The sequence below is a fragment of the Nocardioides sp. NBC_00368 genome, assembly GCF_036090055.1.
Classification (GTDB): Bacteria; Actinomycetota; Actinomycetes; order Propionibacteriales; family Nocardioidaceae; genus Nocardioides.
The window spans coordinates 2,101,433-2,118,673 of the sequence record NZ_CP107970.1 but is presented as its reverse complement, the minus strand read 5'-3'; the positions used below and the strand labels follow the sequence as shown (position 1 = coordinate 2,118,673).

19 protein-coding genes are annotated in these 17,241 nt (G+C 69.4%); 8 read left to right on the top strand and 11 right to left on the bottom strand.

Going from position 1 to position 17,241, the window contains the following annotated elements; translation table 11 throughout:
- The first annotated feature begins 3 nt into the window (after positions 1–3).
- Positions 4–414 (top strand): hypothetical protein, encoded by a 411-nt coding sequence (locus tag OG984_RS10110; RefSeq protein WP_328531462.1) that lies wholly within the window; start codon positions 4–6, stop codon positions 412–414.
- Here the strand turns inward: OG984_RS10110 and OG984_RS10105 are convergent.
- Positions 411–1,316: an RNA polymerase sigma-70 factor gene (locus tag OG984_RS10105; protein ID WP_328531461.1), complete on the bottom strand. Its 906-nt coding sequence runs from the start codon at positions 1,314–1,316 to the stop codon at positions 411–413. The genes OG984_RS10110 and OG984_RS10105 overlap by 4 nt on opposite strands.
- Positions 1,317–1,398: 82 nt before the next feature.
- Here OG984_RS10105 and OG984_RS10100 point away from each other — a divergent pair, with 82 nt between their 5' ends.
- Together OG984_RS10100 and OG984_RS10095 are read left to right on the top strand one after the other, a co-directional pair.
- The gene (locus OG984_RS10100) at positions 1,399–2,370 is read left to right on the top strand and encodes an NAD-dependent epimerase/dehydratase family protein (protein ID WP_328531460.1); all 972 of its coding nucleotides are present in this window, start codon (positions 1,399–1,401) and stop codon (positions 2,368–2,370) included.
- Between the two features lie 25 nt (positions 2,371–2,395).
- Positions 2,396–2,848 (top strand): PaaI family thioesterase, encoded by a 453-nt coding sequence (locus tag OG984_RS10095; protein ID WP_328532345.1) that lies wholly within the window; start codon positions 2,396–2,398, stop codon positions 2,846–2,848.
- Between the two features lie 57 nt (positions 2,849–2,905).
- Here OG984_RS10095 and tuf read toward each other — a convergent pair whose 3' ends face one another.
- From tuf to OG984_RS10070, 5 genes are all read right to left on the bottom strand, one after another.
- Complete coding sequence (gene tuf / locus OG984_RS10090; RefSeq protein ID WP_328531459.1) at positions 2,906–4,093, bottom strand: elongation factor Tu; 1,188 nt, start codon at positions 4,091–4,093, stop codon at positions 2,906–2,908.
- 281 nt (positions 4,094–4,374) lie between these two features.
- Positions 4,375–6,639 (bottom strand): FdhF/YdeP family oxidoreductase, encoded by a 2,265-nt coding sequence (locus tag OG984_RS10085; protein WP_328531458.1) that lies wholly within the window; start codon positions 6,637–6,639, stop codon positions 4,375–4,377.
- Positions 6,640–6,648: 9 nt separating this feature from the next.
- Positions 6,649–9,258, bottom strand: a complete 2,610-nt coding sequence (locus tag OG984_RS10080) for an ABC transporter permease (RefSeq protein WP_328531457.1) — start codon at positions 9,256–9,258, stop codon at positions 6,649–6,651.
- Position 9,259: 1 nt separating this feature from the next.
- Positions 9,260–10,039 (bottom strand): ABC transporter ATP-binding protein, encoded by a 780-nt coding sequence (locus OG984_RS10075; RefSeq protein ID WP_328531456.1) that lies wholly within the window; start codon positions 10,037–10,039, stop codon positions 9,260–9,262.
- An 88-nt stretch (positions 10,040–10,127) separates the two neighbouring features.
- A complete protein-coding gene (locus tag OG984_RS10070; RefSeq protein ID WP_328531455.1) occupies positions 10,128–10,625 on the bottom strand; it encodes a beta-class carbonic anhydrase in 498 nt (165 codons plus the stop codon).
- A gap of 61 nt (positions 10,626–10,686) precedes the next feature.
- Between OG984_RS10070 and OG984_RS10065 the strand changes: the two genes are divergently transcribed.
- Positions 10,687–12,708, top strand: coding sequence for a M3 family metallopeptidase (locus OG984_RS10065; RefSeq protein WP_328531454.1), 2,022 nt, complete (start codon positions 10,687–10,689; stop codon positions 12,706–12,708).
- 15 nt (positions 12,709–12,723) lie between these two features.
- Here the strand turns inward: OG984_RS10065 and OG984_RS10060 are convergent, their stop codons facing one another.
- Complete coding sequence (locus tag OG984_RS10060) at positions 12,724–12,921, bottom strand: hypothetical protein (protein ID WP_328531453.1); 198 nt, start codon at positions 12,919–12,921, stop codon at positions 12,724–12,726.
- A 65-nt stretch (positions 12,922–12,986) separates the two neighbouring features.
- Positions 12,987–13,562: a hemerythrin domain-containing protein gene (locus tag OG984_RS10055; RefSeq protein WP_328531452.1), complete on the bottom strand. Its 576-nt coding sequence runs from the start codon at positions 13,560–13,562 to the stop codon at positions 12,987–12,989.
- A 161-nt stretch (positions 13,563–13,723) separates the two neighbouring features.
- On the opposite strand from OG984_RS10055, the gene OG984_RS10050 reads away from it, so the two are divergent.
- The 4 genes from OG984_RS10050 (at position 13,724) to OG984_RS10035 (ending at position 15,588) form a co-directional block, all read left to right on the top strand.
- The gene (locus tag OG984_RS10050) at positions 13,724–14,344 is read left to right on the top strand and encodes a response regulator transcription factor (protein WP_328531451.1); all 621 of its coding nucleotides are present in this window, start codon (positions 13,724–13,726) and stop codon (positions 14,342–14,344) included.
- Positions 14,345–14,532: 188 nt separating this feature from the next.
- Positions 14,533–15,069 (top strand): sigma-70 family RNA polymerase sigma factor, encoded by a 537-nt coding sequence (locus OG984_RS10045; RefSeq protein ID WP_328531450.1) that lies wholly within the window; start codon positions 14,533–14,535, stop codon positions 15,067–15,069.
- Positions 15,070–15,098: 29 nt separating this feature from the next.
- Positions 15,099–15,260, top strand: coding sequence for a hypothetical protein (locus OG984_RS10040; RefSeq protein ID WP_328531449.1), 162 nt, complete (start codon positions 15,099–15,101; stop codon positions 15,258–15,260).
- Between the two features lies 1 nt (position 15,261).
- A complete protein-coding gene (locus OG984_RS10035) occupies positions 15,262–15,588 on the top strand; it encodes a plasmid stabilization protein (protein ID WP_328531448.1) in 327 nt (108 codons plus the stop codon).
- Between the two features lie 171 nt (positions 15,589–15,759).
- On the opposite strand, the gene OG984_RS10030 is transcribed toward OG984_RS10035, so the two are convergent.
- From OG984_RS10030 to OG984_RS10020, 3 genes are read right to left on the bottom strand one after another with little or no spacing between them, the layout of a single operon-like run.
- A complete protein-coding gene (locus OG984_RS10030; protein WP_328531447.1) occupies positions 15,760–16,023 on the bottom strand; it encodes a hypothetical protein in 264 nt (87 codons plus the stop codon).
- Positions 16,020–16,241: a hypothetical protein gene (locus OG984_RS10025; protein ID WP_328531446.1), complete on the bottom strand. Its 222-nt coding sequence runs from the start codon at positions 16,239–16,241 to the stop codon at positions 16,020–16,022. Before OG984_RS10025 ends, OG984_RS10030 begins: the two co-directional genes overlap by 4 nt.
- 58 nt (positions 16,242–16,299) lie before the next feature.
- The gene (locus OG984_RS10020) at positions 16,300–17,094 is read right to left on the bottom strand and encodes a sigma-70 family RNA polymerase sigma factor (protein WP_328531445.1); all 795 of its coding nucleotides are present in this window, start codon (positions 17,092–17,094) and stop codon (positions 16,300–16,302) included.
- Between the last annotated feature and the right edge of the window lie 147 nt (positions 17,095–17,241).

Genomic DNA, 17,241 nt, shown 5'->3' with positions numbered 1-17,241 from the left:
ACGGTGGACCAGAAGGCAGCACGGACAGCGGCGACCAAGGCGTTCAAGGCCGGCGGGATGCCGCTGCGCAAGGGCCATCACCGGCTCGGTGACCCGAAGAGCGACGACATCGTCTGGTACATCGACCTGCGCGCTCAAGGGGCCGGCCCGACCGCGCCGCTGCGCTTCGAGATCGGCTGCTGGGTCGCCGCCCTGGGCCACCCGGAGCCCGAGGGCGGTCCGGTCGACTGCCCGCTGCTCCTGGACCGGCCGGTCGCGGCGACCACCCCCGCCGAGATCGGCGAGGAGGTCGGTGAGCTCGTCGGCCTCGTCGGTGACCTGGATTCGGTCTCCGCGTTGCGCGACGCGCTGACCGATGGAGCGCTCGGGCGGCCGCTGGTCGACCAGTCGCTGCGTACGTATCTGGAGGGTTAGCGCTCAGCGAGCAGCGCGAAGAGGTCGCCGACCTCGCCCAGGTGGCCGAGCTTGTCCGGGTTGAGCACGTTGTGCATGCGGACGATCCGGCCGCCGTCGACGTCGAGCGCGATGACGCCGAGCAGGGCGCCGTCGGCGCCACGGGTGAGCATCGCCGGCTGGCCGTTGGCGTGGGAGATCTCGAGGCGGACGCCGAAGCGCTCGCCCTGACGCATGAGCCCGAGCAGGAAGCGGGCGACGGCGACGGCGCCGAGCATCGGCTTCTGGATGGCGGGCGCTCGGCCGCCGCCGTCGGCGACGAACACGACGTCGTCGGCGAGCAGCCGCTCCAGGCCGCTGACGTCGCTCGCGGACAGCGCGGCGACGAACTGGGCGGCGAGCTGGTCGCGGCGCTCGGCTGAGGGCTCGAAGCGTGGCGTGCCGTCGGCGATCCGTTTGCGGGCGCGGGTGAAGATCTGACGGCAGTTGGTCGCGCTCTTGTCGACGATCGGGGCGATGTCCTCGTAGTCGTAGCCCATCACCTCGCGCAGCACGAACACCGCGCGCTCGACGGGCGTGAGCGACTCCAGCAGGACCAGGAACGCGGTGCTCACGGTCTCGTCGAGCTCGATGCGGTGGCTCGGGTCCTCGTCGGAGACCAGGATCGGCTCGGGCAGCCACGGCCCGACGTACTGCTCACGTCGATGGCGGGCCGAGCGCAGGGTGTCGATGGCGATCCGGGTGGTGACGGTGGTCGCGTACGCATCCAGGTTGTCGACCTCGCCCGACTCCTGTGTGCTGCGGTGCATCCGCATGAACGCCTCCTGCACGATGTCCTCGGCCTCGGCGACGCTGCCGAGCATCCGGTAGGCGATCGAGAACATCAGCGGGCGAAGCCCGTCATGGGCGGTTGCGAGGTCCACGAGTGCAGGACCTTACGCCAGCTGTCACAGGAGCGCAGGTCGTTTCGTCGGTGGGATCAGACAACGACGAGAGGAACATGAGATGCGCATCTTCATCGCAGGCGGAACCGGCGCGGTCGGCATCAGGATGGTGCCGCTGCTGGTGGCCGCCGGACACGAGGTGTACGGCTCGACCCGCCACGAGGCTGGGTGCGAGACCCTGGCCGGCCTGGGCGCGACCGGGATCGTGATGGACCCGCTGGACCCGCAGAGCGTCGCCGACGCCGTCACCAAGGCTTCGCCCGAGGTGATCGTGCACCAGCTCACCGCGCTGGGCAGCCTCAGCGGGAACCTGAAGAAGTGGGACCAGGACTTCGCGATGACCAACCGGCTGCGCACCGAAGGCACCGACCACCTGCTGGCGGCGGCTCGCGCGGCCGGCGTGCGGCGGTTCGTGGCGCAGAGCTTCGGCGGGGGCTGGACCCTCGAGCGCACCGGCGGCTGGGTCAAGGACGAGACCTCATCGCTCATCGCAGACCCCGGCAAGGAGGCGCGGGGCACCCTGGCGGCGATCCGCCACCTGGAGTCCGCAGTCACTGCGGCGACCGACCCTTCGACAAGCTCAGGACACCGCCTCGAGGGCGTCGTGCTGCGCTACGGCAACTTCTACGGCCCCGGCAACGCTGCGTCCCGTGACGGTGCCATCGGTGAGCTGCTGCGCAAGGGCAAGATGCCGGTGGTCGGCGGCGGCACGGGGGTGTGGTCGTTCGTCCACATCGACGACGTGGCCTCCGCGACCGTCGCGGCCATCGACCGGGGCGCGCCGGGCATCTACAACATCGTCGACGACGAGCCCGCGCCGGTGAACCAGTGGATGCCGTACCTGGCCGAGCAGGTCGGTGGCCGGAACCCGATGCGGCTCCCGGCCTGGCTCGCACGGCCGCTGATCGGTGAGTTCGGGGTCGCGCTGATGACCTCGGTGCGGGGGTCGTCCAACGCCAAGGCCAAGCGGGAGCTCGGCTGGACGCCGTCCTACCCGACCTGGCGCGAGGGCTTCCGGACCGGGATCGGCTGATGCTGGTTATGGTGGCGCGGTGAAGATGATCGCGTTGCAGGACGAGTGGTGGCCGGCGATGACCTGCTTCGGGTGTGGGCCGGCCAACGCGGAGGGGCTCCAGCTGAAGAGCTATCCGCAGCTGGACGGGAGCGTGACCGCGACCTTCCAGCCGTGGCCGCAGCACGACAACGGCGGCGGGTTCCTCAACGGCGGGATCATCGCGACCCTGCTCGACTGCCACAGCGCTGCCGCGGTGCACCAGGAGGCCTTCCTCAACGGCTGGATGCCCGCCGAGGGGGAGTCGCTGGCCTACGTGACGGCCGGGATCGACGTACGCTACCGTCGGCCGGCCCCGCTCCGGGAGCCGGTCACGCTCGTCGCCTCCACCAAGGACGCCAGCGAGGACCAGATCACCTCGCTGGTCCGGCTGGAGTGGGACGGGAAGGTCCGCGCCGAGGGCGAGGCGCTGTGGAAGCGGTGGCGTCCGCGCAGCTAGTGGGATCAGTAGAAGCAGAAACGGCCCCCAACAGGTTGGGGGCCGTTCCTTGTCGTGTCAGTCGAGCAGCTCGGTCACGGTGCCGGCGGCCACGGTGCGCCCACCCTCGCGGACCGCGAAACCGAGACCGACCTCCATCGCGATCGGCTTCTCCAGCTCCACCCCGAGCTCGATCGTGTCGCCGGGCATGACCAGGGCGATGTCACCCAGGTCGATCCCGCCGGGCACGTCCGTGGTCCGGAAGTAGAACTGCGGCCGGTAGTCCGCGGCGAACGGGGTGTGCCGGCCGCCCTCTGCGGTGGACAGCGCGTGCAGGTTCGCCCGGAACTTCCGGTGCGGCCGTACGCTGCCCGGCAGCGCCACCACCTGGCCGCGACGGACCTCGTCGCGCTTGACGCCACGCAGCAGCACGGCCGCGTTGTCGCCCGCCTCGGCGGACTCCAGCGACTTGCCGAACGTCTCCATACCGATCGCCGTGCTGGTGATCATCGAGCCGAGGCCCACGACCTCGACCGCGTCGCCGACCTTCAGCGAGCCGCGCTCGACGGCACCGGTGACGACCGTGCCGCGGCCGGTGATGGTCACGACGTTCTCGATCGGCATCAGGAACGGCTCACCGAGCTCACGCTCCGGAACCGGCACGTAGTCGTCGATCGCGTCCAGCAGGTCGCCGATCGCGGCGGTCCACTCCGGGTCGCCCTCCAGCGCCTTCAGCCCGGAGACCCGGACCACGGGCACGTCGTCGCCGGGGAACCCGTACTCGGAGAGGAGGTCACGGACCTCCAGCTCGACCAGGTCGAGCAGCTCCGGGTCGTCGACGGTGTCGGCCTTGTTGAGCGCCACCACCAGGTACGGCACACCCACCCGGCGCGCGAGCAGCACGTGCTCCCGCGTCTGCGGCATGGCGCCGTCCTGCGCGGAGACGACCAGGATGGCGGCGTCCACCTGGGCGGCGCCGGTGATCATGTTCTTCACGTAGTCGGCGTGCCCGGGCATGTCGACGTGGGCGTAGTGCCGGGTGGCGGTCTCGTACTCGACGTGCGAGATGTTGATCGTGATCCCGCGCTGCAGCTCCTCCGGAGCACGGTCGATGCCGTCGAAGGCGATGAAGCGGTTCACGCTCGGGTCGCGCTCCGCGAGCACCTTGGTGATCGCGGCGGTCAGCGTCGTCTTGCCGTGGTCGACGTGACCCATCGTCCCGATGTTGAGGTGCGGCTTGGTCCGCACGAACTGGCTCTTGGCCATGAGGGTTCCTTCGTTCGTCAGAAGATTTCGGGGTGAGCCAGGACCCTCCGGCAAGCCCTCACAGCGCTGTCACCGCGATGAGGGGGCCGGTGCGGGCCACCCTCCTCCGCGGGTCCTGCGAGGCAGGAGGAGGGTCAGCTTCGAGCGCCGGTGCAATCGACTGACGGAGCCCACGTGGGAGCGCCCGTCAGGCTCTTGCCTGACAGGTCGAACTCGGAAACCACGCGGAACATGCGCATCACGTTAGGTGCCAACACGGACACCCGCAATGTAATTCCCGGCTAGCGCGCCTCCAGGCGGACGACGACGGACTTCGAGGTCGGGGTGCGGCTGCCGTCGGCGAAGGAGTCGAGCGGGATGAGGACGTTCGCCTCCGGGAAGTACGCCGCGGCCGAGCCGCGAGGGGTGGCGTAGGCGACGACACGGAAGCCCTCGGCGCGACGCTCGCCGTCGGTCCAGACCGAGACGATGTCGACGGTGTCGCCGTCGGCGATACCGAGCTCGAGCAGGTCCTCGGGGTTGACGAAGACGACGTGGCGCCCGCCCTTGATGCCGCGATAGCGGTCGTTGTAGCCGTAGACCGTGGTGTTGAACTGGTCGTGTGAGCGCAGCGTCTGGAGCACCAGGTGTCCCGGGGGAGCGGTGACGGCGGTCAGCGGGTTGGCGGTGACCCGGGCCCGCCCCGTAGCGGTGTTGAAGGTGCGGGAGTCGCGGGGGCCGTTGGGCAGGGCGAATCCGCCGGGTGCCTTCAGACGTTTTTCGAAGTCCTCGAACCCGGGGATCACCGCCGAGATGTGCCAGCGGATCCGGGAGTAGTCCACACCCATCGTGGCCCAGTCGATGCCCTGGTCGGAGCCGAAGAGTGCCTCGCCGATAGCGCAGATGATGCCGACCTCGCTGCGCAGCTCCTTCGAGCCCGGGAGCAGGCGGCCGTAGGAGGCGTGGACCATGCCCATCGAGTCCTCGACGGTGACGTACTGCTCCCGCCCGCCGGTCTCGTCGCGTTCGGTGCGGCCCAGACAGGGCAGGATCAGGCCCTCGCGGCCGTGGTGGAGGTGGCTGCGGTTGAGCTTGGTCGAGATCTGGACAGTGAGACCGACGTCGGCGAGTGCCGCGGTGGTGACCGCGGTGTCGGGGGTCGCGGCGGCGAAGTTGCCGCCCAGGGCGAGGAAGACGTCGACGGCGCCGGCACGCATCGCCTCGATCGCGGCGACCACGTCGTAGCCCTCCTCGCGCGGCGGCGTGATGCCGAACTCGTCGCGGATCGCGTCGAGGAACCACGCCGGCGGCTTCTCCCAGATGCCCATCGTGCGGTCGCCCTGCACGTTGGAGTGGCCACGGACCGGGCAGGCGCCCGCACCGGGCTTGCCGATGTTGCCGCGCAGCAGCAGGAACGAGGCGATCTCGCGGATCGTGGCCACCGAGTTCTTGTGCTGGGTCAGGCCCATCGCCCAGCACACGATGACGCGCTCGCGGGACTCGACCAGATCGGTCAGCGACTCGATCTCCTCACGGGAGATGCCGCTGAGCCGGGTGATCTCGTCCCACTCCATCGCCGCCCACGTCTGTGCCGCGACGTCGAAGCCGTCGGTGTGCTCCTCGATGAACGGGTGCGCGACGGCGTCGCGCTCGACGAGCAGCTTGTTGATCCCGGCGAAGAGAGCCAGGTCGCCGTTGACCTGCACGGGCACGTGGACATCGGCGAGCTGGGTGCCGACACCGGTGACGCCGCGTACGGTCTGCGGGTTGCGGAACCGCCCGAGCCCGGCCTCGCGCAGCGGGTTGACCGACACCACCATGGCGCCGTTCTCCTTGGCGGACTCGAGCGCGGTCAGCATCCGCGGGTGGTTGGTGCCGGGGTTCTGGCCGACCACGAAGATCAGGTCGGAGTGCTCGGCCAGGTCGTCGTAGGTCACGGTGCCCTTGCCGATGCCGATCACCTCGCCGAGCGCCGTGCCGCTGGACTCGTGACACATGTTGGAGCAGTCGGGCAGGTTGTTGGTGCCGAGCTGGCGGGCGAGCAGCTGGTAGGCGAAGGCGGCCTCGTTGGAGGCCCGGCCCGAGGTGTAGAAGACCGAACGGTCGGGTTCGGCGGCGCGCATGCGGTCCGCGATCAGGTCGATCGCGTCGGCCCAGGAGATGGGGGAGTAGTGGGTCTCGCCGGGGCCGATGTACATCGGCTCGGTCAGCCGGCCCTGCGACTCCAGCCAGTGGTCGTCGCGCTCGTCGAGCGAGGCGACCGAGTGGGTTTCGAAGAAGGCGCGGTCGACCCGCTTGCGGGTCGCCTCCCACGCCACCGCCTTGGCGCCGTTCTCGCAGAACTCGGCCGCCTTGCGGTGGTCGGGGTCGGGCCAGGCGCACGAGGGGCAGTCGAAGCCGCCGACCTGGTTGACCTTGAGCAGCGTCTGCAGACTGCGTCTGGGGCCCATCTCGCGCAGCGCGTACTCCATCGAGTGCGCCACGCCGGGGATCCCCACCGCGGCCGTCTCCGGCTCGCTGACGCGGAGGGTGGGTTCGGGCAGGTCTGCGCGGCGCTCGTTGCTCACCCCCGCAGGCTACTCCGTGGCGATCGCCTCGAGGACGTCTTCCCTCCCGGCGCGGATGGCGGGCAGGAGAGCGGCCAGCACCCCGACGACCACCGCGATCCCCAAGAAGACGGCCAGCTGGTCGAGCGGCACCCACAGGCTGGTCAGGTCCTCGCGCAGCGCGTCGCGCAGCAGCACGCCGAAGAGCACGCCGAGGCCGAGCCCGAGCACCGCCCCGAGCACCGAGATGGTCACCGACTCGAGGGTGATCATCCGGCGCAGCTGGCCGCGGGAGAGTCCGATGGCGCGCAGCAGGCCGATCTCGCGGGTGCGCTCGATGACGCTGAGGCCGAGGGTGTTGACGATGCCGATCACCGCGATCACGATCGCCAGCGCGAGCAGGCCGTAGATCATGTAGAGCAGCTGGTTGACCTGCCCCTTGATCGACTCGGCGAACTCGTCCTTGTCCTGCACCGCGACCACGGGGCGGTCCTCGACGAGCTTGTCGAGACGGTCGTGGACGACGTCCGGATCGGCTCCCCGCGCGAGCAGGATGCTGAGCGAGGCGTCCTCCCGCGGCACCTTGGCGGCCACGAGGTCCTCGATGCGCAGGGTGATGTCCCCGGTCACCTGGCTCTGCGCGATGATCCCGCTGATCTGGGGGTGGGCCTGGCGACCGCTGACGAAGGTGAGATCGATGCGGTCACCGAGCCGCCACTTGTGCTTCTTCGCGGCCTCGTCGGTGACGAGCACCTGACCCGGCTTGACGTCGTCGCTGCCCTCGAGCACGTCGAGGTCGTAGACCTTCGACAGGTGCTGGTCGACGCCGAAGAGGAACGTGGCCTCGTTGTTCTTCGGGTTGCGCAGATCGACCTCGCCCACGACGGCCTGGGCGATCTGGGAGCGGGAGACGGTGGCCACGCCCTCGACCTTCTCCATCTCGTCGCCGATCGAGGTCGGGAACGGGGTGAAGGTCGGGCTCTGCACGACCAGGTCGGGCTTGAACTGCTCCTCGACGACATCGGTGATCGAGGCGTTCATCGAGGCGGCGAGCACCCCGATCAGCGAGACGAGCGCGAGCCCGATCATCAGTGCGGAGGCGGTGGCGCCGGTGCGCCGGGGGTCGCGCATCGCGTTCTGCCCCGCCAGCTTGCCGGTCATCCCGAAGACCGCCCCTGAGACCGTACGCAGCGCCGCGAGCACGGGGCGGCCCAGGAACGCGCTGATCCAGGCGACCGAGAGGATCGAGACCCCGGCACCGACGCCCACCCACAGGGCTGGACTGGTGGGCACGTCGAAACCACCCGGCAGGCTGATCTCCGGAATCCCGATTCTCGGCATCGCCGCGAGCACGAGGCCGGCGGCCAGCAGGACGAGCCCCACCGACGTACGCAGGATGGTGGACCTGGCCGGAGGCTGGGTGTCCTCGCGCATCGCTGCCACCGGCGGCACCTTGGCGGCCCGGCGGGAAGGGAGCAGGGCGGCGGCGAGCGTGACGCAGACGCCCACGGCGTAGGAGATCCAGATGGTGCGCGGGGTGAGGACGAGCACGTCGGAGGCGATCTCCAGCCCCGCCTGGCGGAAGGCGGCGGCCAGTCCGTGGGCGAGTCCCCAGCCGGCGAGGATGCCGAGGGTGGCCGCGACCAGCGCCATCACCAGCGCCTCGAAGAGGACCGAGGCGGTGACCTGGCGGCGGGAGGCACCCAGGGCCCGCAGCAGCGCCAGCTGACGCGAGCGCTGCGCGATCAGGATCGAGAAGGTGTTGACGATGATGAAGGCGCCGACGATCACCGCGATCACCGCGAAGACGATCAGGAAGACCGAGATCACGTCGAGGAACTCACCGATGGCGTCCTCGGACTCTTCGACCACCTTGTCGCCGGTGACGGCCTCGAAGCCCTTCGGGACCACCGTGTTCGCGGCCTCGGCGAGCTCCTTCTGGCTGACGCCGGGGGCGGCGGTCAACGAGATCCCGGAGTAGACGTCCTTGCCGTCGGTGAACAGGCTCTGCGCGCCGGCTGTGCTGAAGATCAGCAGCTGCGCGCCGGCGGTGCCACCCCCGTTGAAGGCGGCGATGCCGGTGAGGGTGACCTTGCGGCGGGTCTCGCCCTGGGGCGCGATCAGCGTGACCGAGTCGCCCACCCGGTAGCCGGCCTTCTCCGCCGTCCCCTCGTCGAGGACGAGCTCCTTGTTCCCGGTCGGCCAGCTTCCCAGGGTGAGCTCGAGCGACGGCTCGCCGAGCAGGTTGGGGGTGCCGGTGTGGTTGAAGGCCAGCGTCGGCGCGCCCGAGCTGCTGACCAGCTTGTCGTCGGTGTCGAGGACGTAGAGGCCGAACCCCTGGACGACGCCGTCGGCGCGGGCGACCTCGGGGAGCGTACGCAGCCTCTCGATGGTCTCGGGCTCCAGCATCGCCGCGCCGCCACCGCCGGGGCGGCTGGCCTCGGCCGAGCTGGCGCTGTTGACCGGCCGCACCTGGCCGTCGGGCGTGGAGCCGTTGATGATCCCGGAGAAGGTGCGGTCGAGCCCGTGGGAGAAGGTGAGCACGCCGGCCAGGAACGCCACGCCCAGGACGATGGCGAGCGTCGACATGATCAGGCGCACCTTGTGCGCGGCGAGGTTGCGCAGCGTCAGCCGGAGCACCTCAGGCGCCTTCGCCGATCGGGGTCAGTCCCATGGCCCGGGACTGCAGGTCGGACATGTGCGCGAGGATCTCCTCGCGGGTCGGCTTGGCCAGCTCGTCGACGATGCGGCCGTCTGCCAGGAAGACCACGCGGTCGCAGTAGGAGGCGGCGACCGGGTCGTGGGAGACCATGACGATGGTCTGGCCCAGGTCGTCGACGCTACGGCGCAGGAAGTCGAGCACCTGGGCGGCCGAGGTGGAGTCGAGGTTGCCGGTCGGCTCGTCGGCGAAGACGATGTCGGGCCTGGAGACCAGCGCGCGGGCACAGGCGACCCGCTGCTGCTGGCCACCGGAGAGCTCGCTCGGCTTGTGCTTGAGCCGCGGCCGCAGGTCGACCGTGTCGATGACCTGGTCGAACCACTCCTTCTCGGGCTTCTTCCTGGCCAGCGAGAGCGGCAGCAGGATGTTCTCCTGCGCGGTGAGCGTCGGCACCAGATTGAACGCCTGGAAGACGAACCCGATCTTGTCGCGACGCAGTGCGGTGAGCCGGCGGTCGCGCATCCTGCCGAGCTTGCGACCGCCGACGATCACCTCGCCGGTCGTGGGCTTGTCGAGCGCCGCCAGGCAGTGCATCAGCGTCGACTTGCCGGAGCCCGAGGGCCCCATGATGGCGGTGAACTGTCCCGCGTAGAGGTCCAGGCTCACGCCGTCGAGCGCGCGGACCTCCGCGGCGCCCTTCCCGTAGGTCTTGTGCAGGTCGATCGCCTGGGCGGCGATCTCGAGTCGGTCTGCGTCGGTCACGACCCCAACTCTGGCTCACCCATGGTGAACGCGCATCGGGGTTTGCACCGATTTCGTCGACCGCGACCCGCTTCGCGGGTTCGCGGGCTCAGACTTTCTGAGTGAGCAGACCCGTGTCGACGTCGTAGATGAACCCGCCGACCTTGACGTCCTCGGGGACGAACGGGTGCGAGCGGACCTTGGCGACGTCCTCGGCGAGGGCGCGGACCTGGTCGTCGACGACGACGGTCAGGTCGAGCCAGGAGGCGTCTTGGCCGGCGGACTCGGCGAGCTTGGCGCGCAGCTCGCCCTCGGTGTTGGAGGCGACCGCACAGCGGGTGTGGGGCACGACCAGGATGCGCTTGACGTTGAGGAGGTGCACGCCGAGCACCAGCGCCTCCATCGCCTGCGGGGTGACGCGGCCGCCGGGGTTGCGGAAGATCTTGGCGTCGCCGAGGCCCAGGCCCAGCAGGGCGAGCGGCTCGATGCGGGAGTCCATGCAGGTCACGATGGCGACGCCGGCATGGGCGACGCCGTCGAAGCCTCCGTTGTCGAACTTCTCGGCGTATTCACGGTTCGCGGCAAGCAGGTCATCGAAATCGGCCATGGGGCCAAGGTAGCCGATATCGCGGCGACGGCTTCGGGCTGTGTCAGATAGCGTGCGCGATGTGATCCACGCCCTACTCGAGCCCAGCGACCTGCCCCACCGACTGCCCCGATTCGCGGACATCTCGATCGACGACTACGGCCCGGCGATCGAGCGCGGGATGGCCGAGCAGCTGGCGGCGCTCACCACGATCACCTCCTCCGCCGAGGAGCCGACCTTCGAGAACACCCTCGTCGCCCTGGAACGGTCGGGGGAGACGCTGGACCGGGTCCTGCGGGTCTTCTTCTCACTGCTGTCCGCGGACTCCTGCGACGCCCTGGACGAGCTGAATGCTGCGTACGCTCCTCGGCTGGCGGCCCACCACGACGCGCTGCTCCTCGACGACGCGCTCTTCGCACGGGTGAACGCCGTCTACGACAAGCGGGACGAGCTGGAGGGCGAGGACCGCTACCTGGTCGAGCGCTACCACCGCGACTTCGTGCTCGCGGGGGCCGCGCTGGGAGCCTCGGAGAAGGCGCGACTGCGGCTGCTCAACCAGGAGATCTCCGGGCTCGAGGCGGCCTTCGCGCAGGCTGCGCAGGCCGACTCCAACGACCTGGCCGTGGTCGTCGACACCGTCGAGGAGCTCGCCGGCCTGACCCCGGGCGAGATCTCGGCGGCAGCCGCGGCGGCCGAAGGAAGAGGACTGGCGGGCAAGTACCTGATCACGCTGACCCTGTTCACCGCCCACCCCTACCTGTCGGTGCTGGAGAACCGGGAGCTGCGTCAACGGCTGTTCGAGGCAGAGCTCGCGCGGGGCTCGCGGAGCAACGACCACGACACCCGCTCCATCGCGCTCGACGCGCTGCGGCTGCGGGCCGAGAAGGCGCAGCTGCTCGGCTTCGACAGCTACGCGGGGCTGGTGACCGCCGACAACACGGCCGGCACGCCCAAGGCGGTCCGCGACATGCTGGAGCGGCTGGCGGTGCCGGCCGCGCGCAACGCCCGCGCCGAGCAGGCCGCGCTCGAGGGGTCCGCGGGTGGGCCGATCGAGGCCTGGGACTGGCCCTACTACGCCGAGAAGGTCCGGGCCTCGGAGTACGACGTCGATCTCGCCGTGCTACGGCCGTGGTTCGAGGCCGACCGGGTGCTGCGCGACGGCGTCTTCTACGCCGCGGGCCGGCTCTACGGTCTGACCTTCGAGGAGCGGCCCGACCTGCAGGGCTACCACCCCGAGGTACGTGTCTTCGAGGTCTCCCGCGACGGCGAGCCGATCGGGCTCTACCTGCTCGACCTCTACACCCGCGACTCGAAGAAGGGCGGGGCCTGGATGAACTCCTACGTCACCGCCAACACGCTGCTCGGTGAGCCGTCGGCGGTCGTGACCAACAACCTCAACGTGCCCAAGCCGGCCCCCGGTGAGCCGACGCTGCTGACGTTCGACGAGGTCAACACGCTCTTCCACGAGTTCGGGCATGCGCTCCACGGGCTGCTGGCGCGGGCCACCTACCCCCGGTTCGCGGCGACGTCGGTCTACCGAGACTTCGTCGAGTACCCGTCCCAGGTCAACGAGATGTGGATGCTCTGGCCCGAGGTGCTCGCCAACTACGCGGTGCACTACGAGACCGGGGAGCCGATCCCGGCCGACGTGCTGGGCAAGCTGGAGGCTTCCGCCACGTTCAACGAGGGGTTCGCCACCTCCGAATACCTGGCCGCAGCGCTGATCGACCTGGCCTGGCACGAGCTCGGCCCCGCCGACGTACCGACCTCACCGGAGGCGGTGGGGGAGTTCGAGGCAGCCGCACTGGCAGCGGTCGGTCTGGACAACCCGGCGGTGCGGCCGCGCTACTACACGGCCTACTTCAAGCACATCTTCGGCGGCTACGCCTCGGCCTACTACTCCTACATCTGGTCCGAGGTCCTCGACGCCGACACGGTCGCGTGGTTCAAGGAGAACGGCGGGCTGACCAGGGAGAACGGCGAGGCGTACGTCCGCTATGTGATCGGCATCGGCGGCACCCGCGACCCGCTGGAGTCCTATGCGGAGTGGCGCGGCCGGCCGGCCCCGATCGCTCCGCTGCTGGAGCGCCGGGGCCTGGCCTGAGGGTCGCGCGATCTCTCAGCGGTCCCGCGGGTCCGCCGGGCCTGCCCAGCTGGACTGCGGGTCGCTGGCGGGGAACGTCTCTTCCTCGGTCTCGTCCTGACGATCGCGATCTTCGCCTTCCTCCTCGACCCGCTCGGGGGTGGGGAAGGGGATCGGGGCCTCGGTGCTCTCGTCGGCGCCGGTCACGGGGTCCTGGGTTTCCTTCTCGACCATGGTTCTGCTCCCATCTGAGGACTTCGATGTTGTCGTCGATGCCGTTCGGCATCCACTGTGCCACGTCACGATCGGCTCAGCGCGTCCTTGACGCGGTCGACGACGGAGTGGAACGGCATCGTGGCCAGTTGCTTGGGCACCGAGCCCGCAGCGCCGGGGTGCGGGTGGGTGGGGGCGACCATCTCGGCCGCGGTCAGCCGCTTGCCCATCATGTGGCGGGAGGTCTCGTCGAGCGTCGTGAGCAGCAGCGGGAACTCGACGCGCTCCTCCTCCTCGGTGTGCTGCTCGACCACGATCTGGAAGATCGGGAAGCTCTCGTCGAACTCGGGGCTCTCGACGCCGAACTCCTCGAGCCGGGCCAGCATCTCGCTGGCTTCCTTCTCATCGGCGTTGAGCGCCTTGGCCAACGTCTCCCCGCCGTGGGTGGAGGTGACCGGGTGGACGACGAGCTCCTCGGCGGTCTCGTGCACGGCGAGCAGGACGCGGAGGTCGTCGAACGCCTGACGCTTGGCCGGGCCCTCGGAGCTGCCCACCGTCGAGCAGAGCTGACGGATGCCGGCGTGCTGGTGCAGCAGGATCCTGACCACATCGCCCTCGGGCAGCTCGGCGGCTTTCTTGAGCTCTTCGGTCACGTGCGACATGAGTTGCTCCTGTCTCAGGGCGTCTGGATGGACGTCTTCCCTGGTACCCGCGGCGTGTTCTGCCCATACACCTGTCCAACTGACCATCGATCTGAGAAGGTTCAGGTGTGATGAGGCAGGGGGTTTTGCGGGTAGCCGTGGTCAGCCCGCAGGAAGTGGTGATGCGGGGTCTCACGACCATGCTCGCGGACTATCCCGACAGGCTGGTCGTGACCGCCCTACCGTCGGTGCGCAGCAAGGCGCCGGGTGTCGACGTGATCCTCTACGACACCCTCGGTCTGCACCTGGCCGACGGCTCCGATCTCGTGCATCTGCTGCAGGAGACCGACGCCAAGGTGCTGATCTTCAGCCGTGACATGCGGCCCGATCTGCGCGTCAAGGCCTACTCGCTCGGTGCCCAGGCCTGGGTCTCGATGAGCGTGCACGCCGGTGATCTCGTACGCACCATCGAGATGACCGCGGCCGGTGAGCCGATCGTGGAGCGCGAGGACCGGCTCGGCACGGTCGCCGGGCTCACCACCCGCGAGGTCGAGGTGCTCGCGCTGATCACCCAGGGACTGTCCAACAAGGACATCGCCGACAAGCTCGTCGTGAGCGTGAACACGCTCAAGAGCCACATCCGTCAGGCCTACCGAAAGATCGAGGTCACGACTCGCAGCCAGGCGGTCAGCTGGGCGATCACCCATGGGTTCGCGCCACCGGATGAGAATTCTGTGGAATCGGGTGCATCCGTAGGGGCCAGGATGGTTACCGATACCGTATCGACAGAGCAGTCTGGGTGACTTCCCTGTGTTTCGGCTTGGGGAGTGACACCACGACGGCGCTGTCGGTGCCGCGGTCTCGGTAACGGACCCGGGACCGCGGTTCTAACCCTCAGGGGTGGGTGTGCTGTGGGGGTTGAGCTCACCCCTGGGGGCCATTTCTCCTCTCAGCAGGGGCTTCTGGCCGTTTCACGCGCCAGACTCGGAGTATGGACAGCAACCAGCAGGACCCAACGCTTCTGGCTCCGCGGCAGCAGGAAGACCTGGTCGTACGCCACCTCCCGGTGGCACGCTCGCTGGCTGCCCGCTACTCGGGCCGTGGCATCGAGGTCGAAGATCTGCGCCAGGCCGCGCGGATGGGGCTGGTGAAGGCCGCCCGCCGCTACGACCCCGCGCAGGGTGAGTTCCTGAGCTACGCCGTACCGATGGCCAAGGGCGAGATGCGTCGCTGCTTCCGGGACCTGGCCCGCTGCGTACGTCACCAGCAGGTGCAGGACGACGAGTCCGGGCCGCTCGTGGAGCAGGTGGGAGAGGTCGACCCCGGCTTCGACCGTGCCGAGGCGCGAGTGCTGGTGGAGGAGGCGCTGGTGGGGCTCGACGAGACCGACCAGATGATCCTGCGGCTGCGCTACGCCGAAGGCCTGACCCAGGCCGAGATCGGCGAGCGGATCGGCGCGACCCAGGCGCAGGTCTCGCGTTCGCTCGCGCGGATCCTGCGCCGGATGCGGGTCGCGGTCGCCGCGTAAGAGAGAGCCGATCTGGGTACCGCTCATCCATGAGTACTCCAGCCGTCATCTTCACCGTGATCGGGGTGATCGTCGTCCTGGTCGGTATCACGGCCTGGCTCTACGACGCCCGCCGCAACAAGCGCGTCGCCGATGACGAAGAGCGCTTCGACCAGCCGAGAACGAGGCCGAGAACGAGAAGGAGGAGCTGAGATGCCGCAACGTGCCTGGAGCAAGAAACGAGAACGCCAGTACGAGCACATCAAGCAGGGTCTGCTCGACCGCGGCGAGAACGAGGACACCGCCGAGGAGATCGCGGCTCGTACGGTGAACAAGGAACGTGCCCGTGAGGGTGAGTCCCGCGAGCGCAGCCGCACCTCGACCAAGGACATCTCCTCCGGTCGCCGTGGTGGGCTCCGCAGCCACCGTGGTCCGGGTGGGCGCACCAAGGCCCAGCTCTACGAGGAGGCCAAGGACAAGAACGTCAAGGGCCGCTCGAAGATGAACAAGGCCGAGCTCGAGAAGGCGGTCGGCCGCTAGGGCCGACCGTTCCGGCTTCTGGAGACACCGACCCCGCCGCGTCGCCCCTCACCCGGGTTGACGCGGCGGGGTCGCTCTGGGCGCACCACAAGATCCGGCGTCCGCCGGACAAGAAACGGCGGCCGCCGGCTCGAGGGGCCGGCAGCCGCCGAGGAACGGGTGACGAAGAGGCTACGGATGCGGCCGCGACACGTACGCCGTCGATGTGCGCTCGACGAAGCCGTCACCGGCCTCCGACGGCTCCGTGGTGCGGGCCCGGTGGTCACCGGCATGGCCGAACCGGAGCGTCATCGTGCCGATCCGATCACGGGCCATGCCGACGGTGACGCCGGCTCCGTCGCGTAGCGTCTCGTAGGTCGCGGCCGGGTAGCGGCCGACGATGTAGCCGGCCACGCCACCCAGCGCGAAGGTGAAGAGGCTGCGTTTCGTTCTCACTTCTTCCGACCTCCCTTGAACCTTCGCGTCAGTGCGTCGGTTCCCTTCTTGCGGATGACCGTGGTGGCGACGGCCATCACCGCGGGGGCCAGGAAGGCGGCGACAGCCGCGATCCGCTTGCCCCAGGACGACTCCTGCCACTTGGTCTTGGGCGTGCCGTTCCACAGCGAGCGCTGGGCGGTGTCGTCGCGCTCACCGGTGATCGTCGAGTACGTCATGCCAGATCTCCTTTGTCGGGGTCGGCTTTCGTGGTCCCGTACCCGGGCCGGGTGCGGGTCATGCGGCGATCCCCACGCCCTCGAGCTGGACGCGGAGCTCGTCGATGATCCGGGTCAGGATGCGGGAGACCTGCGTCTGGGTGACGCCGATGGCCTCGCCGATCTCTGCCTGACTGCGGTCCTCCAGGAAGCGGAGCCGTACGACGAGCTGGTCGCGCGGGCACAGCGCATGGATCGCCTGCTCGAGCGCGAGACGGGTCTCGCAGTCGGACAGCCCGCCGTCGATGCCCGGCAGCATGTCGCCGATCGTCGCCTCTCCCGAGGACTGGGAGTCGCTGGGGCGCAGCGGCGCGTCCAGCGAGGAGGGGGTGAAGCAGCCACGGGCATCGAGTGCCTCCCGTACCTTCTGCTCGGGCACGTCGGCGATCTCCGCCAGCTCGGAGGTGGGCAGGTTGCCGCGCTCGGAGCCGATCCGCAGCAACGTGCTCTGCAGCTCCTGGATGGGGCGCGGGGGGCGCACGGTCCAGCCGTGATCGCGGAACCAGCGCTTCACCTCACCGCGGATGGTGGGTACGGCGTAGGTGAGGAAATCGTCGGCACGGTCCGGATGAAAGCTCTTCGCGGCCCGGACCAGGGCGATGTAGGCCACCTGTTCCAGGTCGGCGCGGGGGATGCCACGACCGGTGTAGCGGTGGGCGATCGAGCGGGCGACCGCTGCGTTGAGCAGGATCACCTGCTCGATGAGCTGGTCCTGCTCCTCTCCTTCCGCCTCGTGTGCTGCCGCCAACAGCTCTGAGGTCAGACGCTGGCGCTCGGCTCGGGGGAGGTCTGTCTCGAAAGTTGTCGTCGTCATATTTGGGTAGTGCCCGAAATGAGCCAGTCCCAACGGCTCAGGAGACAAGTTCACCCCGTCGGGTGTGCGCCTCGTGAGCCGCAACCACCCTTTCGGGTGGGAAGTCGGACGGCCGGGCTGTGACGGGTGAGTGCGGGTACCGGTTCG

What these genes read in the sequence shown, in the direction of transcription:
- OG984_RS10100 (WP_328531460.1), top strand. Translation starts at nt 1,399, where the DNA reads ATGCGCATCTTCATCGCAGGCGGAACCGGCGCGGTCGGCATCAGGATG.
- OG984_RS10095 (WP_328532345.1), top strand. Translation starts at nt 2,396, where the DNA reads ATGATCGCGTTGCAGGACGAGTGGTGGCCGGCGATGACCTGCTTCGGG.
- tuf (WP_328531459.1), bottom strand. Translation starts at nt 4,093, where the DNA reads ATGGCCAAGAGCCAGTTCGTGCGGACCAAGCCGCACCTCAACATCGGG.
- OG984_RS10070 (WP_328531455.1), bottom strand. Translation starts at nt 10,625, where the DNA reads ATGGCCGATTTCGATGACCTGCTTGCCGCGAACCGTGAATACGCCGAG.
- OG984_RS10060 (WP_328531453.1), bottom strand. Translation starts at nt 12,921, where the DNA reads ATGGTCGAGAAGGAAACCCAGGACCCCGTGACCGGCGCCGACGAGAGC.
- OG984_RS10055 (WP_328531452.1), bottom strand. Translation starts at nt 13,562, where the DNA reads ATGTCGCACGTGACCGAAGAGCTCAAGAAAGCCGCCGAGCTGCCCGAG.
- OG984_RS10050 (WP_328531451.1), top strand. Translation starts at nt 13,724, where the DNA reads ATGCGGGGTCTCACGACCATGCTCGCGGACTATCCCGACAGGCTGGTC.
- OG984_RS10045 (WP_328531450.1), top strand. Translation starts at nt 14,533, where the DNA reads ATGGACAGCAACCAGCAGGACCCAACGCTTCTGGCTCCGCGGCAGCAG.
- OG984_RS10040 (WP_328531449.1), top strand. Translation starts at nt 15,099, where the DNA reads ATGAGTACTCCAGCCGTCATCTTCACCGTGATCGGGGTGATCGTCGTC.
- OG984_RS10035 (WP_328531448.1), top strand. Translation starts at nt 15,262, where the DNA reads ATGCCGCAACGTGCCTGGAGCAAGAAACGAGAACGCCAGTACGAGCAC.
- OG984_RS10025 (WP_328531446.1), bottom strand. Translation starts at nt 16,241, where the DNA reads ATGACGTACTCGACGATCACCGGTGAGCGCGACGACACCGCCCAGCGC.
- OG984_RS10020 (WP_328531445.1), bottom strand. Translation starts at nt 17,094, where the DNA reads ATGACGACGACAACTTTCGAGACAGACCTCCCCCGAGCCGAGCGCCAG.